This window comes from Mesorhizobium sp. B2-3-15 (assembly GCF_006442875.1).
In the GTDB taxonomy this organism is placed as follows: Bacteria; Pseudomonadota; Alphaproteobacteria; order Rhizobiales; family Rhizobiaceae; genus Mesorhizobium; species Mesorhizobium australicum.
Genome location: NZ_VFVO01000005.1, coordinates 337,476 through 352,917, shown reverse-complemented (window position 1 = coordinate 352,917; position 15,442 = coordinate 337,476). Strand labels below are relative to the sequence as shown.

Here is a 15,442-nt window from a genome sequence, read left to right as displayed (position 1 = left end):
AATGATCGATTTGCCCGACACGGCAAGCCCCCTCTACGAGAAGGTGAAGGACTATATCCTGACCAATATCGGGACGGGCCGGTGGGGCAAGGACCGCAAGCTGCCGTCCGAGAATGAGCTGGTGGCGTCACTGGGCGTGTCGCGGATGACGGTCCACCGGGCTCTGCGGGAGCTGACCTCGGCGGGATTCCTGATCCGGCTGCAGGGTGTGGGAACATTCATCGCGCCGCCCCGGCCGCAGTCGACGCTGATCGAGATCAACAATATCGCTGCGGAGATCGTCGAGCGCGGCAACAGCCACCGCTCCGAAGTCCTCGTTCTCGAAACGATGATGCCGACCAAGGAATTGGCACTGACGTTCGAGTTTGCGAAGCGGGTTTCGATCTATCACTCCGTCGTTGTCAATTTCGAGAACGACTTGCCGGTGCAACTGGAAGAGCGTTTCGTCAATCCGGGCCTGATCCCCGACTACGACAAGCAGGACTTCACCAAGACAGCGACCTATGACTACCTGATGCAGAAGACGCCGGTGACCGAGGTCGAGCATATCATCTCCGCCATCCCGGCCACCAAGGAGGCCGCACAGCATCTCGGCATCGATGTCGGCAGTTGCTGCCTTCTCCTGCATCGCCGGACATGGACGGGGGCCATCGTGGCCACGGTCAGCAAGCTGACCTATGCCGGCAGCCGCTACTCGCTAGGCAGCCGCTACTCGCCTTCCAAAGCGAGCTGAAGGCGACGGGAGCGAGCTGAAGGCGACGGGCCAATGCAAGCCGCCGAGCTGGATCAACCTGAAATTTGAGTCTCTCCAACTTGTATATGCATGTATGTATTTCAGCCTTGACATCCGCTGCCGCTGCCGCTGAAATATGTCAGCGCTTCAACCATGAAGTGGCGGGCAAGACGCCGAGGCACAGTGCCGCAAGAGCAGAACCCCGCAGTCTCACCAGACCGGATGCCTGGGTAAAAAGCGGTCTGATCATCAAGGGGAACGAAAGATGACGCTTAACCTAGCAGGACAATTTCGCGCGCTCGTGATGGCCGCCGCGATCGGGCTCGCCACCGCCCCGGTGGCCCACGCAGCCGATGCTGCCATCCCGACGACACCTGAAGCTGGATCGTTCAAGATAGGCATCGAGCCCTGGCTTGGATATGGTCAATGGCACGTCGCCGAGGCCAAGGGACTGTTCAAGACAAACGGTCTGTCGGACGTCCAGATCGTCAACTTTGCCGAGGACAAGGACATCAACGCGGCGCTCGCAAGCGGCCAGCTCGACGCCGCCAACATCGCCACCCACACGGCGATGGGCATGGTTGCGGCCGGTCTGCCGGTGAAGATCGTGCTGCTGCTCGATGTCTCCATGACCGCCGACGCCATCGTCGCAGGCAAGGATGTCACCTCCATCGCCGATCTCAAGGGCAAGCAGGTCGCTTTCGAGGAAGGCACGACGAGCGACATCCTGCTCAAATACGCGCTCGCCAGGAACGGCATGTCGGTCGCCGATATCCAGCCGGTTCCGATGCCTGCCGCCGACGCCGGCGGCGCCCTGATCGCGGGCCAGGTGCCGGTCGCGGTCACCTACGAGCCGTACCTCACTGTCGCCATGGCGCAGAACAAGGACGTCAAGCTGCTGTTCACCGCCGGAGAGGATCCCGGCCTGATCAGCGACGTGCTGGTGGTGCGTGACGAGGTGATCAAATCGCGACCCGGCCAGGTGCTGGCCATGATCAAGAGCTGGGACGCCGCGCTCAAGGATTATAACGCCGACACCGCTGGCGGCCGCGCCATCATCGCCAAGGCGGTCGGTTCCGACGTCAAGGACCTCAACACCGCTTTCGACGGGGTGCGCTACTATTCGCTCGCCGAAAACAAGACGGCGCTCACCGGCGAGTTTACCACCAAGACATTCGCCGATGTCGAAGCGGCCGCCAAGAACGCCAAGCTTCTGCAGGCCGATGTGACGCCGGAGCAGATGATCGATCCGTCCTTCGTCAAGGCGGCGCAGTGACGAGATCCGGATCGCGGTGGTAACGCGGATGTCCGGGGAGCCTCCCGCGAAAACCGGCTTGGCCCGCCCGGCACGAGCGCCCGCCGCAACACAGGCAAGGCGACGCCGATCCTCCGGGATCGGCGTGCCCATCGCCCGGTCGCGTTTCCTTGCGATAGCGGTGGCCGTCTTTGTTGGCCTTGGCCTTGCCTGGTGGGCAGCGACCGGGCTGGGATGGGTGAAACCCATCTTCCTGCCGTCGCCGGGCAGCGTTGCGACCCAGATCGCCAAGCTCGCCGCCGACGGCACCTTGTGGCTCGACCTCAGGGCTTCGATGTACCGCATTTCCATCGGCTTTCTCCTCGCCTCGGCACTGTCCATACCGATCGGCGTGCTGATCGGCAGTTTCCGTTCCTGGGAGGCGGCCATCGAGCCGCTGGTCGATTTCATCCGTTACATGCCGGTTGTCGCCTTCGTGCCGCTCTCCATCCTGTGGGCAGGCACCGGAGATACCCAGAAATTCCTGATCATCTTCATCGGCACTTTCTTCCAGCAGGTGCTGATGATCATGGACAATGTGAAACGGGTTCCCGCCGACTTCATCGGCCTTGGGCGCACGCTCGGCCTGCCGGACCGCAAGATCCTGACGCGCATCGTCGTTCCCAGCGCCTTGCCGGGCATCTGGGACACGCTGCGCATCAGCCTTGGCTGGGCATGGACCTGGCTGGTGCTGGCCGAACTCGTCGCTGCGACATCCGGCCTCGGCTATCGCATCACCGTGTCGCAGCGCTATTTCCAGACAAACACCATCATCGGCTACATCCTGCTGCTTGGCGTGCTTGGCCTCATCACCGATCAGGTCATGAAGGCCCTGGAGAAGGTGCTGTTTCGGCAGGAAGGCCACCAGCAATGAGGAACCGCCGGTGACTGCTCCCAAATTGCGCATCGCCGGTCTCGACAAGAGCTTCGGCACCGGCGAGCGGCGCACGCAAGTGCTGCGGGATATCAATCTCGACCTCGCCGACAACGAGTTCGTCTCCCTCGTCGGCACGTCGGGCTGCGGCAAGAGCACGCTGCTGTCGATCGTCGCTGGACTGCAGGATTTCGACGCCGGCGATCTCAGCATCGATGGCGCGCCGATCCTGCAGCCGGGCCTCGACCGTGGTGTTGTCTTCCAGTCCTATACGCTGCTCCCCTGGCTGACGGCGCGGCAGAACATCGAGTTTGCTCTCAAGGCCGCCGGCTATGATCGCGCCGCCTGCCGCGAGATCGCGCTCGAGCATCTCGACCTCGTCAAGCTTACGCAAAGCGCCGATCGCTTCCCGTCCGAACTGTCGGGCGGCATGAAGCAGCGCGTCGCCATCGCGCGCGCTCTCTCCTATCGCCCCAAAATGCTGCTGATGGACGAACCCTTCGGCGCGCTCGATGCCTTGACCCGACACCAGATGCAGGAACTGCTGACCCAGATCTGGGAGGAGCACCGGCTCACGGTGCTGTTCGTCACGCATGACGTCGAGGAGGCCGTTTATCTATCGGACCGCATCGTCGTCATGGGGATCGGCCCGGGTCGCATCATGCAGACCTTCAACGTCGACATCGAACGCCCGCGTCGGGAAGAAGTGATGGAAACGCCGGCCTTCATGGATTTGCAGCGCGGCGTGCACAAGGCGATCCGCGAGGCGTCAAGACGTCCCGAAATGGTGTAGTGCCAGCAACCTTCGTAGGCCCGCCGGCGGACAGGTATCATGGGCCGTGGGGACCGCACAGGCCGAGCGTCCACTGGATGGTTCCACAGAAGTCGTCGGCACGGCCCCGGTAACTGCCGTAGCCATTGTAGTAGCTGTCCATCCAGTCGTTATTGTCGGCCGAATTCTCGCCGGTCCAGCCCCTGCCGACCCAACCGTGACGGTGGCCGCGTCCGCGGTTCGCGGCGTGCGCGTGGTCATTATGGGCGGCGTTGACGCGGACATAATGGTGCCTGGTGACGGCGGCATCGGCCACAGCGGCAAACGGGACGGCGCTCGCGGCCAACAGCACCACGAGGGAGCCGAGGAATACGCTTCGCTTTCTCATCAGCATGTCTCCTTGCCATTCGAGACATATGGGAAAGAACGCCCGCCTCGCTGCACACGTTCCTTCACGAAATCGGGACGGCGCTCGCTGAAATGGGCAGTGTTTGTCCGCGGCACTCGTGGTGCCGGTCAAGATTTGTTGACTTCCAGCGAAGCGGAAATGACTACCGCTCGCCGATTTGCCGGATCACAAGAGGGCCTGCGATCAGGCCCGGCTGGCCGGCAAGGCAATCTTGCCTTTGAACCGGGACAAGCCACTTTGGCCGATAGAAGCCATCTGCATGACGGAATTGACCAGAGCATTGGAACAGCCTCAATTTGCCACCGAGCGCGACCCGAGGCTGCGGCTGATCATTCCGATCATCGTCGCCATCGCGTTTTTGATGGAGCAGCTCGATTCCACCATCATCACCACCGCGATCCCGGCAATAGCGCAAAGTCTCGACACGACGCCGGTCCGTCTGAACCTTGCGATCACCACCTACATCTTGACGCTCGCCGTGTTCATCCCGGTCAGCGGCTGGTTTGCCGACAGGTTCGGCGCGCGCAGGGTGTTCGCGCTGGCGCTTTTCACCTTCACCCTTGGCTCGGCGCTGTGCGGCATGGCCGACAGTTTCGGCATGCTGCTGGCGATGCGTGCCCTGCAGGGGCTGGGCGGCGCCATGATGACGCCGGTCGGCCGGCTGATCCTGCTGCGCAGCTTTCCGCGCAGCGGCCTGATCACCGCCATGACCTATATGACCCTGCCGGCCATCATGGGGCCGGTCATCGGGCCGCTGCTCGGCGGCCTGCTGACCACCTACGCGTCGTGGCGCTGGATATTCTATGTCAACGTGCCGTTCGGCTGCCTTAGTATCGTTGCCGCGCTGCGCTTCGTCGACGACTTCCATGGCGAGGCGGTGCAGCATTTCGATGTCCCGGGCTTCCTGATGGTGGGGTTTGGCGTGGCACTACTGCAGTTCGGGCTGGAGAATATCGGCCGGCCGGTCATTCCCGGGTCCGCGACGGTGCTGGTGTTGGCCGCGGCCGCGTTGCTGCTGCTTGCCTTCGGGCGCTATGCACGCCGCGTCGTGGCGCCGGCTGTCGACCTGACGCTGTTTCGGTTCCGCTCGTTCTGGGTCGGCACGCTGGCGGGCGGCCTGTGCCGCGTCGGTCTCAACGGCGTGCCTTTCCTGGTGCCGCTGATGCTGCAGGTCGGCTTCGGCATGAGCCCGGTCACATCAGGCTCGCTGACATTCGTCGGCAGCTTTGGGGCGCTGCTCATGCGGCCGCTGCTGTCGCCGCTGCTGCGGCGCTTTGGCTTCGGTGTGGTGCTGGTCGGCAGCGCGCTCGTCGGCTCCGCCACCGTGGCGGGCTTCGCCCTGATGGGTCCCGATACGCCGCATTGGCTGATCGGTTTCTATGTCTTTCTGTTCGGCATCGTCCGCTCGGCGCAGTTCATGACATCCAACACCCTGTCCTACGCCGATCTTCCGGCCGACAAGCTCAGCCGCGCCACTAGCCTTGGCGGTGTGCTGCAGCAGCTCAGCGTGTCGCTTGGCGTCTCGATCGCCGCGATGCTGCTGGGCCTGATTGCGGGCGAAAGCCATCTCCTCACGCCGGAACGCTTTCACCAAGTGTTCCTGCTGACCGCGATCATCCCGCTGCTCTCGATTCCGGGCTTCCTGTACCTGCGCGCCGAAGACGGCGTTCAAGTTAGCGGCCACGTCAGGGGATCTCGCAAATAGGTCTTGTCGGAGGCATCAGGCAATCCGTCGGCTCGCACCCTGCCAGCACCGGCTCACGTCGCTTCGCCGACCGAAGCGTCCATTCCCATGGCTTCCTCGGAAATGTCGTCGAAGGAAGCGTAGTTCATGTTGTAGAGGCGGGCGTAAAGACCTTTTCTCTTCATCAACTGTTCATGGTTGCCGCTTTCGACGATATCGCCATTCTGCAGCACGATGATGCGGTCGGCGCCCCTTATGGTCGCCAGCCGGTGCGCGATGACCAACCCGGTGCGCCCTTCGAGCAGCTTGATCAATGCCTTCTGGATCAGCATCTCGGTGTAGGAATCGATGCTGGCGGTAGCTTCGTCGAGCACCAGGATCTTGGCGTCGGCCACCAGCGCCCGCGCGAAGCTGATCAGCTGGCGCTGACCGAGCGAGAGATTGCCGCCGCGCTGCTCGAGTTCGGTGTCGTAGCCGTCAGGCAGTTGCTCGATGAAGTCGTGCGCGCCGACGGCTTGTGCGGCGCGGACCACCTCTTCGCGGCTGGCGCCGGTCTTGTGATAGCGGATGTTCTCCAGCACCGTGCCGGAGAACAGGAACGGCTCCTGCAGCACCATGGCTACCTGATCGCCGAGCGAATCCTGCGTCAGGTCGCGCACGTCATGGCCGCCGACCAGGACCTCACCCGACCAGACATCGTAGAAGCGGTGCACCAGCGCCATCGAACTCGACTTGCCTGATCCGGTCGGCCCGACAAGCGCGACCGTCTCGCCCGGATTGACGCGGAAGGAGATGTTCTTCAGCACCGGCTGGTTCGGCCGGTAGCCGAAGGTGACATTCCGGAACTCGACCGAACCGTCCATGTCGCGCGACAGCGCCACCGCATTTTCCTTGTCGCTGACATCCACGGGCACGTCGAGCACTTCGGAAATGCGCTGGCCCGACGCCATGGCGCGCTGCATGACGCTGTATTGCATGGTGAGCGAGCGGATCGGGTCGAAGAAGCGCTGGATGTAGAACAGGAACGCCACCATCACGCCGATATCGAGACTGTGCGACAGCACCATCGACCCGCCGACGACGATCACGGTCGCCATGGCGATGCCCGTCAGTGTGTCGACGATCGGCACCATCACCTGCGCATATCTCGCCGACCGCAGATGGGCGTTGAGATTGGCCAGCACCTTCTCGTCATAGAGATCGAAATTGACGTGCTGGCGTTCCAGGCTCTGCACCGTACGCACGCCGTGGATGCCTTCGGCCAGCGCCCCGTTGGCGATGGAGTTGGTCTCGTGCGCGGCCATGAAGGCGACCTTGGCGCGCGGCAGCCAGAACAGGCGCACGATGAACAGCGCCGGCATGGTCGACAGCGTCAGCAGCCCGAGCCGGAAGTCCAGCCACAGCAGGACGGTGACGATGCCGAACAGAAGCACGATGTCGCCAACCGACATCACGGACGTCTCGAGGAATTCCTGCATCGAATTGACGTCGCCCTGCAGGCGCGACATCAGCCGGCCGACCTCGGTCTTGTCCATGAAGCCCAGAGAGACACGCTGCAGGTGGCTGAACATTGCACGGCGCAGGTCGGACAGCACGTTCTCCGCCACCTTGCCGACGACGCTCTCCTGGACATGGCTGGCGGCGTAGTTGATGAGGATGATCACGGCAAAAGCGGCGACCGCGGTGGTCATCACCGAACGGTCGAGCCTGCCTGGCGCCATGCCGTGATCGATGGCGTAGCGGATGACCAGCGGGATCGCCAACTGCGTCAGCGTGAACACCAGCACCGCCGCGACCGAGATGAAGATCCGGCCCCGATATGGTCTGACGAAGCTCCAGATGCGCCTGACGATGCGCGGATCGTAGGCCTTGCCGAAGACCTCTTCCTCATCGCGGTGCGAGCCGACGACGGCCTTGGTCGGGCGTCGGCTTGTGTCTTCCTTCTCGTCGTCCTGTGTCGACATCAGGCGGCTCCCTCGAGCCGATCGTCGTCCGGGCGCAACTGCAGGTCGTAAAGCGCGCGGTAGCGTCCGCCGAGCGCCAGCAATTCCTCATGCGTGCCGCGCTCCACGATCTGGCCGCCCTCGACGAACAGGATCTGGTCGGCATGCATCAGCGAACTCAGCCGATGCGAAATGATGAGCGTCACGCGATCCCTGGCGAAGCGCTTCATCGCCGCCCGGATCCGCTGCTCGGTGCCGGCGTCGACCGCGGCCGTGGAATCGTCGAAGACCAGCACCGATGGTCTTAGCATCAGGCTGCGCGCGATGGTCAGGCGCTGCCGCTGGCCGCCGGAAAGCGAGGCGCCGCGTTCCCCCACGACCGTGGTGTAGCCGGCCGGAAGCCCGATGATGTAATTGTGCAGCTGGGCATATTCGGCGGCCTGGCCGATGCGGGTCTCGCGCGCCCAGGGATTGCCGTAGGCGATGTTGTTTTCGATCGAGGTGGTAAACAGGAACGCATCCTGCTGCACGACGCCGACCGCCTTGCGCAGCGATTGCAGCGTGACCTTGCGGATGTCCTGTCCGTCGATGGTGATCGCGCCCGAGGTCACGTCGTAGAAGCGCGGGATCAGGTGCGCGATGGTCGACTTGCCGCTGCCTGGCGGCCCGACGATGCCGACGGTCTCGCCGGGCCTGGCTTCGAAGGAAACGCCGGAAAGCGTCGGACGCTCGCCCGCGCCCTGATAGCGGAAACCGACATCGTCGAAGCGCAGCACGCCCTCGGTGATGACGAGCTCCCTGGCGTCGGGCGCGTCCTTGATGTCGAGCTCAGCGTCGAGCAGTTCGAACAGCCGCGTGCCGCAGGTCGAGGCGCGCGCGAAGGAGTTGACCATCAGGCCGAGCTGGCGCACCGGCATCTGCAATATGGTCATGAAGGTGAGGAACTGGGCCAGCGTGCCGACGCTGATCTGACCCGCGATCACCTTCTGTCCGCCGAACCACAGCACCAGGCCCATGGCGGCGAGGAAGGAAAAATTCATGGCGCTGGTGTTCGAGACGCGGATGTCGACGCGCTCATTGGCTAGGTCCAATGCGTCCCGTTTGGCACGGTCGAATTTTGCCAGCTCATGCCGTTGAGCCGCGAAGGCGCGCACGACACGGATGCCGCCGAGATTCTCGTCCATCACCCGGCTCAGCACCGACAGCCGCTCCTGCAGCGTCAGCCAGGTGCTGCGCAGTCGGAGCTGCGTCACTGACGAGCGCCAGGCAACAAATGGCACGAAGCTGAGGCTCAACAATCCGAGCACGAGATCGGTGCTGATCAACAGATAGGCGCCGACACCGATCAGGACGCCAAGCAGCACCACGCGCAGGATACCGGTCGAAAAGAACATGCGCACGCCGTCGAGGTCGAGCAGCCCGAGGGTGATGAGATCGCCGGTATGGACCTTGTCGTGGAAGGAAAAGCTCAGCCGCTGGATCTTCTCGTAGAAGGCGAGCCGCAGCTCATAGCCTGTCCGGTGGCCGACGGCTTCGCCATAGTAATTCTGCGCCATGGTGAAGAGGCCGCGCAGGATGCTGACGACCAACAGCGTCTGCGCCGTATTCCACAGCGCCCGCTCGGCCGCGGTGCCGGCGCCCGCCGCCATCACCCCTTGCGCCTGGTCGATGGCGCGCCCCAGGAGACGCGGAATGAAAAGCTGCAGCGTCGCCGCGATAAAGGTCGAGATGAGGGTGATGGCAACCTGCCAGGGATGGCGCAGCGTCATGCGCACGATGCGCAGCAAGGTGCTGAGGCCCTTGCCCCAGGAGGCTTCCGCCACATGGGCAAATGATTTGCCGCGCTTGGCAGCGCTGGTCGCATCAGTGTGCAAGGAAATACCAGACCAATCCGGACATTAGCCCGAACGAATGTAGCAGACTCAATCAGATAGCGCGATTTTACGCGCGTCCGACCTGCCCGTTCAAGGGACCAATGGCGGCATCGCACTGTACCTGAAACCGGCAAGATCGTGTCGCAACTCGCCGCTGGTCTGCCGCCGGTGATCGATCTCGCGCCGTTCCCGGCGGATAGGTTCTGATTATTCAAAGCCTGCCGGACCAGCAGGACTCCGCTCTTGCACGAAGGAAACCGACGTGATCGCAAATGCCGACACCCGCGCCGTTGAACCGGTCGATCCGCAACGCGCCTACACCGTGCTGGTCTGCGATCTGATCGGCCTGCGCTTCGACGCCGACGGAAAGCCCGACCCGTCGGAGGTGCGTGCGCATATCGAAGCCAAGGGCGGCCGCTTTCATACGGCTGCGCTTGGCGACAAGGCCGCTCTCGAATCTGGCCGCGTGCATTTCTTCTATCAGCCGGACCTCAGCACCCGCGAAGAGCTGATCGAAGTCGCCGGCGATGGACGCTATGATGCCGTCATTGCCGCCGCGACCTTCCTGCCCGCCGAAACCGTCTTTCCGCTCGCCGGCGTCCGCATCGGCGCCGGCACCGGCAATATGGGTTCGCACTCCTGGGGCGGCGGCAGCGGCGAAGGCGGTACGGCCGTGCTGATGAATACGCCCGGCATCAACAGCCGCGCCACGGCGCAGATGGTGATGAAGGCGATCCTGAAAGTGCTGCCGGATCTCCCGGTGGACTTGCTTCACAACCGGGTGGCGCGCGGCGCCTTCGACACCGGCAGGGAGCTGCGCGATTTCCCGACCGAAAAGCTCGAAGGCAAGACGATCGCGATCGTCGGCTACGGCAATATCGGCAGGGAGGTGGCCAAACTTGCCCAGGCCTTCGGCATGCGCGTGGTGATCCACGCACGGCCCCGGCATCGGGACTGGATAGAGGCCGAAGGCTTTGTCTATGCGGCGGACCTCCTCGATGCGGCTGATGGTGCCGATGTGTTGAGTGTTCATGTCGGCCTGGGCAAGCAGGATGCGCAGACCGGCCGCTACGCCAATGCCGGGCTCATCGGCGCGGATGTCCTGTCGCGCGTGAACAAAGGCGCGGTGCTGGTCAACTACGATCGCGGCGAGCTTGTCGACGTTGCGGCCCTCGGCGAAGCCTTGTCCTCGGGCAGGGTGCGTCATGCCGCGATCGATGCCGACCTGTTCAAGGATGCCGCGACCGGTCGCCTTTCCGGACCGATGCTGCCCTATCTCGGCCTCGTCGAGAAGCACAGCGGAAAACTCGAGCTTCTGCCGCATGCGGCAGCCGATACGGATCATCCCTCGCGCGTCGCCGGCGCCAAGCAGGCCGTCGACCAGATCTTCGATGTCATCTGCCGAAAGTCGGTGACGAACGCAAAAGGCAGCGTGCCGCCGGCCTATCTTTCCCTTGGAGCAACCACGCCTCCAGGCATTGGATTGGTGACCTCCGGCCAGCTCTTGAAACTGACCGCTAGCGAATGTTCCGAGCTGGCGGATCTCTGCGATCGGCAAGGCCGGTTGTGGAAGGCTCTCTCCGATAACTCGCCTGCCGAGCGAGGCGCCGTTGTCGCCGAGCAGGGCGAGGACCTTGTCCGGTTGATCGACCGCTTCTGCCTTCTGGCCGAGAACCTCAATCTCAGGGGACCTTTCCAGCGATAAGCCGGAACTCAGTCTCGGGGACCCGCCACCATCCGGGCGACCCGCGTCATGTCCGCGCTCATCTCGCGGTCATCGTCGAGCGGGCTGACGAGCGCACGCACGGCGGCATAGGTGCGCCGTGGTCCTTCGCCCATGCTGTCGACGACGCCGCGCAACTCCACGCCCGTCGCCGCGAAGATCAGCTCCATCGCCACGAGATAGCGCAGGCGTTCCACAATCTCGGCTGTCTTGGCCACCACCCGTGGTGCCATCGACGACTGGTCCTCGATCCCGTCCGATACGGCAAGCGGGCTGAGCGACATCGGGTTGGCCAGATGCCGGATCTCGGCCTCCAGCGCGGCAAGCGGTTTCTGCAATTCGGCGTAGCCCTGGCGGCTGCCGCCCCTGGCCGACAGGAAGCGCGGCAGTTCCGCCACCGTCGGCGACATCAGCTTCATGCAGCGGTTGGCGGTGCCCACGGCGCAATGCGCAAGCGCCTGGCCGAGCTGCTCCCAGGCCAGCGTCATCGCGGTGAGGTCGAAATTGCCGTTCGAGACGACGCGTCCGTCCTCGGGTAGGATCACCGGGTTGTCGCCGGAATGGGCCAGTTCGATCTCCGTTGCCAGCTTCGCCTGTTCGAACGCATGCAACAGGCCGCCCCACACCTGCGGCACGCAGCGATAGCTGAGCGGATCCTGGAGCCGCCGCGCGGCGTTCTCCCTCCAGAGCCCGCTTCCAGCGAGTTCCGCCCGCAGCCGCGCCCCGATCTCCCGCTGGCCGAACGCCGGTCGCGCCGACAGCGCAGCTTCATCGATGGCGGTGAGTGACGAGCGGAACGCTTCGTGGTTGAGTGCCACCGCGGCCAGCGACCAGTCGATGAGGTGGGCGACATCCTCCAGGCAGAGGCAAGCCGTGCCGGTCGACAGGCTGTTGGCGACGATGATGGCATGGCCATCCTTCTCGCGCAGGTCGAGCCGTTCGAGCCCGGCGAGCGCGAGCGCCTCGGCCGACGGCATGATCCTGCCCTGGAACTCCGTCTCGCCGTCGCCGCGCAGCGCTCGCGCCATGTGGCCGAGATGGGCAAGGTCCGCCGCTCCGATCGATCCCCAGGTCGGGATCACCGGATGGACGCCGGCGTTGAGTGCCGCCACAAGGCCCATCACCACGCGTTCGGAAGTGCCGGTGCCGCCGGCGGCCATTCCCGAAATGCGCGCGGCCATCAGCGCGCGGACCGCCTCGGTGGGAAGGGCCGGGCCGATGCCCATGCTGTGGCTGAGCGGCACGCTGTGCTGGAAGGCGATCAGATCGGCCTGCGCGAGCGGCGTGTCGACGCAGGCGCCGAGGCCGGTGGTGACGCCGTACATCGGCTTGCCGAGTTGCGTCAGCTGCTCGACGAGCGTGCGGCTCGCCCGGATGCGGCGCATCGCCTCCTCGCCCAACATCAGCCGCGCATTGCGCCGCGCGATCTCGGCGACATCCTCGATGCCAAGCGGCTTGGCGTCGAGCAGTATCATTCGGGCTGTCATGTCTCGCCTGTATCCCGTGACCGTATGCCCGGGCCGACGGCGCGGCGGGCGTCGCCGTTTGTGGCGGCTTACCGGCTGGTCTGCAAGCCATTCCGATCATGGCAGCAGCAGGCGAGGGGCGCTTCAGGCGAAATGCAGGTTTCGGCAGGTCACCTCGCGACGGCGTCGGGCACCACCACCAGCTTGCCGACGAAATCCTTGGCGACGAAATCAGCTTGTGCGCGGTGGAAATCGGAGAGTTTGTAGACGCCGCCGACAAGCGGCCGGATCTTGCCCTCTTCGATATAGCGAACGATACGGCGGAAGTCCGCGCGCGTGCCCTGGCTCGATCCGTGCAACTGCAACTGTTTCAGATACATGGTCCTGAGATCGAGCTGGACGACCGGACCTGCGATCGCGCCGGCCGTGGTGTAGCGGCCCTCCGGCCTCAGGATGCGCAGCAGATCGTTGAAGATCGCGCCGCCAACGAGATCGGCGACCACATCGATCGGCTGGCCGCCGGTCGCCTCTGTCACGGCTTGCGGCAGGTCCGCGACACCACGGGCGATGACCGCCTCGGCGCCGATGTCGAGCACCGCCTTTTCCTTGCCCTTGCCTACGACAGCAAAGGGAATGGCTCCACGCGCCCGCGCCAGTTGCACGATGCCGGAGCCGACGCCGCCCGACGCGCCGGTGACCAGCACGCGCTCGCCTGCCTTGAGCTTGGCCCGTTCCAGCATCTGTTCGCCGGTGAGATAGGCGCAGCAGAAGGTGGCGAGTTCGACGTCGCTCAAAATGGTGTCGACAACATGCGCGTTCTCGGCCGGCACGGTCTGATACTCGGCATAACCGCCGTCGCGGCCATGGCCCATATAGTCGATGTCGGCCAGTGAATCGTCGTCGCGGTTGTAGATGGAGAAATCGACCATCACCCGTTCGCCGATTCGATCGGACGAAACGCCTTCGCCGACGGCGACGATGGTGCCGACAGTGTCGGTGCCCTGGATGCGCGGGAAGGTCAGCGTGTTGCCCTGGCGGCGCCAAGTCGAAACGGCGGCCGCGTCCTCTTCCGTGCCATAGGCGCCCTGGCGCACCCAGACATCGGTATTGTTCATGCCGCAAGCGGTGACTTTCACCAGCACTTCACCTGACGCAGGCGCGGGCACTTTCACATCGGTTCGGTAGACGAGCTTTTCCGGTCCGCCGTGCCCGGTGAGCAGCACGGCGGCCATGGTGGCGGGGAGGGTTTTGGTTATGGCATTCATGAGTCGGTCTCAGAGATTGGCAAATACGCTGTTCACGGCATCGGCGGTCTTGGCCACCACGATGTCGGCTTCCTCGCGGGTCAGGCACAACGGCGGCGCGAAGCCAAGAATGTCGCCCTGCGGCATGGCGCGGCCGATGACGCCGCTCGCGGCAAGGGCCGTGGCAATTTGCGGCCCGATCTTCAGCGAAGCATCGAAGAAGACACGGTCGTCGCGGTCTTTGACGAATTCCACCGCCGCCAGCATGCCGTCGCCACGCACCTCGCCGACATGTTTGTGACCCCCGACGGCCTTGGCCAGTTCGGCACGGAAATAGGCGCCGGTCTCGCCAGCATTCCGCACCAGGTCCATCTCATCGATCAGTTCAAGATTGGCGACGCCGGCGGCAACGCAGATCGGATGCGCCGAATAAGTCCAGCCATGGCCGAGCGAGCCGAGCTTGTCGGAGCCTTGCACCAGCACCTGCCACATCTTGTCGGCCACGATGACGCCCGACAGCGGCGCATAGGCCGAGGTCAGGCCCTTGGCGATGGTGATAAGGTCGGGCTTCATGCCGTAATGGTCGGAGCCGAACATGGTGCCCAGCCGGCCGAAGCCCGTCACCACCTCGTCGGCGACCAGGAGCACATCATACTTCTTCAGCACCGCCTGGATCTTTTCCCAATAGCCGGCGGGCGGCGGCACGATGCCGCCGGTGCCGAGGATCGGCTCGCCGATGAAGGCGGCGACGGTTTCGGGCCCTTCGGCGAGGATCATCTCCTCGAGCTTGTCGGCGCAATGCTGCGAGAACTGCTCCTCGCTCATCGAGCGGTCGACGCGGCGGAAATAGTACGGCGCCTCGGTATGCAGGATTGGTGCGCGCGGCAGGTCGAAGGCGTTGTGGAAGAGGTCCAGCCCGGTCAGCGAGCCCGTCATGACACCCGAGCCGTGATAGCCGCGCCAGCGCGAGATGATCTTCTTCTTCTCCGGCCGCCCCAGCACATTGTTGTAGTACCAGATCAGCTTGATGTTGGTTTCGTTGGCATCCGAACCGGAGAGGCCGAAATAGACCCTCGACATGCCCTTCGGCGCGCGGTCGATGATCATCTTGGCGAGCGTGATCGACGCCTCGGTGCCGTGCCCGACATAGGCGTGGTAATAGGCCAGGTTCTTCGCCTGGGTCGCGATGGCATCTGATATCTTCTGGCGGCCATAGCCGACATTGACGCAATAGAGGCCGGCGAAGGCATCGATGCTCTTCCTGCCATTGTTGTCCCAGACGGTGACGCCTTCACCGCCGGCCATGATCCGCGTCGGCGATTCACCGCGTGCGTGGGTGCCCATATGTGTTGAGGGATGGAAGAAATGGTCGCGATCCCATGCGGCGAGTTCGTTGGATTGGTCGAGCATTTTTAACTCCTTGAAA

General features: G+C 64.1%; 12 protein-coding genes. 6 read left to right on the top strand and 6 right to left on the bottom strand.

Translation table 11 applies throughout. The annotated features are described in order from the left end of the window. Position 1: 1 nt before the first annotated feature. The 4 genes from hutC to FJ954_RS13285 all read left to right on the top strand — a co-directional run bounded on the left by hutC (position 2) and on the right by FJ954_RS13285 (position 3,694). Positions 2–733: a histidine utilization repressor gene (gene hutC / locus FJ954_RS13300; RefSeq protein WP_140661602.1), complete on the top strand. Its 732-nt coding sequence runs from the start codon at positions 2–4 to the stop codon at positions 731–733. Positions 734–998: 265 nt separating this feature from the next. Then, positions 999–2,009: an ABC transporter substrate-binding protein gene (locus FJ954_RS13295; RefSeq protein WP_140661601.1), complete on the top strand. Its 1,011-nt coding sequence runs from the start codon at positions 999–1,001 to the stop codon at positions 2,007–2,009. A 28-nt stretch (positions 2,010–2,037) separates the two neighbouring features. Next, the gene (locus FJ954_RS13290) at positions 2,038–2,901 is read left to right on the top strand and encodes an ABC transporter permease (RefSeq protein ID WP_041163526.1); all 864 of its coding nucleotides are present in this window, start codon (positions 2,038–2,040) and stop codon (positions 2,899–2,901) included. Positions 2,902–2,911: 10 nt separating this feature from the next. Beyond that, positions 2,912–3,694: an ABC transporter ATP-binding protein gene (locus FJ954_RS13285; RefSeq protein ID WP_140661600.1), complete on the top strand. Its 783-nt coding sequence runs from the start codon at positions 2,912–2,914 to the stop codon at positions 3,692–3,694. Positions 3,695–3,731: 37 nt separating this feature from the next. Here the strand turns inward: FJ954_RS13285 and FJ954_RS13280 are convergent, their stop codons facing one another. Beyond that, complete coding sequence (locus FJ954_RS13280) at positions 3,732–4,061, bottom strand: hypothetical protein (protein ID WP_140617504.1); 330 nt, start codon at positions 4,059–4,061, stop codon at positions 3,732–3,734. Positions 4,062–4,341: 280 nt separating this feature from the next. On the opposite strand from FJ954_RS13280, the gene FJ954_RS13275 reads away from it, so the two are divergent. After that, entirely contained in the window at positions 4,342–5,787 is a 1,446-nt protein-coding gene (locus FJ954_RS13275; RefSeq protein WP_140661599.1) for a DHA2 family efflux MFS transporter permease subunit, read from the top strand. Positions 5,788–5,840: 53 nt separating this feature from the next. Here FJ954_RS13275 and FJ954_RS13270 read toward each other — a convergent pair whose 3' ends face one another. Beyond that, positions 5,841–7,730: an ABC transporter ATP-binding protein gene (locus FJ954_RS13270; protein WP_181177811.1), complete on the bottom strand. Its 1,890-nt coding sequence runs from the start codon at positions 7,728–7,730 to the stop codon at positions 5,841–5,843. Further along, entirely contained in the window at positions 7,730–9,583 is a 1,854-nt protein-coding gene (locus FJ954_RS13265) for an ABC transporter ATP-binding protein (protein ID WP_140661597.1), read from the bottom strand. The genes FJ954_RS13270 and FJ954_RS13265 overlap by 1 nt, the downstream gene beginning before the upstream one ends. Positions 9,584–9,845: 262 nt before the next feature. Here FJ954_RS13265 and FJ954_RS13260 point away from each other — a divergent pair, with 262 nt between their 5' ends. Then, positions 9,846–11,288: an NAD(P)-dependent oxidoreductase gene (locus tag FJ954_RS13260; RefSeq protein WP_140661596.1), complete on the top strand. Its 1,443-nt coding sequence runs from the start codon at positions 9,846–9,848 to the stop codon at positions 11,286–11,288. An 8-nt stretch (positions 11,289–11,296) separates the two neighbouring features. Here the strand turns inward: FJ954_RS13260 and hutH are convergent, their stop codons facing one another. From hutH to FJ954_RS13245, 3 genes are all read right to left on the bottom strand, one after another. Next, positions 11,297–12,793: a histidine ammonia-lyase gene (gene hutH / locus FJ954_RS13255; protein WP_140661595.1), complete on the bottom strand. Its 1,497-nt coding sequence runs from the start codon at positions 12,791–12,793 to the stop codon at positions 11,297–11,299. 149 nt (positions 12,794–12,942) lie between these two features. Further along, positions 12,943–14,037, bottom strand: coding sequence for an alcohol dehydrogenase family protein (locus FJ954_RS13250; protein WP_140661594.1), 1,095 nt, complete (start codon positions 14,035–14,037; stop codon positions 12,943–12,945). A gap of 9 nt (positions 14,038–14,046) precedes the next feature. Then, entirely contained in the window at positions 14,047–15,426 is a 1,380-nt protein-coding gene (locus tag FJ954_RS13245) for an aspartate aminotransferase family protein (RefSeq protein ID WP_140661593.1), read from the bottom strand. Between the last annotated feature and the right edge of the window lie 16 nt (positions 15,427–15,442).

Excerpts from the sequence above, each read along its gene's own strand:
- hutC (WP_140661602.1), top strand. The coding sequence starts at position 2 with ATGATCGATTTGCCCGACACGGCAAGCCCCCTCTACGAGAAGGTGAAG.
- FJ954_RS13295 (WP_140661601.1), top strand. The coding sequence starts at position 999 with ATGACGCTTAACCTAGCAGGACAATTTCGCGCGCTCGTGATGGCCGCC.
- FJ954_RS13290 (WP_041163526.1), top strand. The coding sequence starts at position 2,038 with ATGTCCGGGGAGCCTCCCGCGAAAACCGGCTTGGCCCGCCCGGCACGA.
- FJ954_RS13280 (WP_140617504.1), bottom strand. The coding sequence starts at position 4,061 with ATGAGAAAGCGAAGCGTATTCCTCGGCTCCCTCGTGGTGCTGTTGGCC.
- FJ954_RS13275 (WP_140661599.1), top strand. The coding sequence starts at position 4,342 with ATGACGGAATTGACCAGAGCATTGGAACAGCCTCAATTTGCCACCGAG.
- FJ954_RS13270 (WP_181177811.1), bottom strand. The coding sequence starts at position 7,730 with ATGTCGACACAGGACGACGAGAAGGAAGACACAAGCCGACGCCCGACC.
- hutH (WP_140661595.1), bottom strand. The coding sequence starts at position 12,793 with ATGACAGCCCGAATGATACTGCTCGACGCCAAGCCGCTTGGCATCGAG.
- FJ954_RS13250 (WP_140661594.1), bottom strand. The coding sequence starts at position 14,037 with ATGAATGCCATAACCAAAACCCTCCCCGCCACCATGGCCGCCGTGCTG.
- FJ954_RS13245 (WP_140661593.1), bottom strand. The coding sequence starts at position 15,426 with ATGCTCGACCAATCCAACGAACTCGCCGCATGGGATCGCGACCATTTC.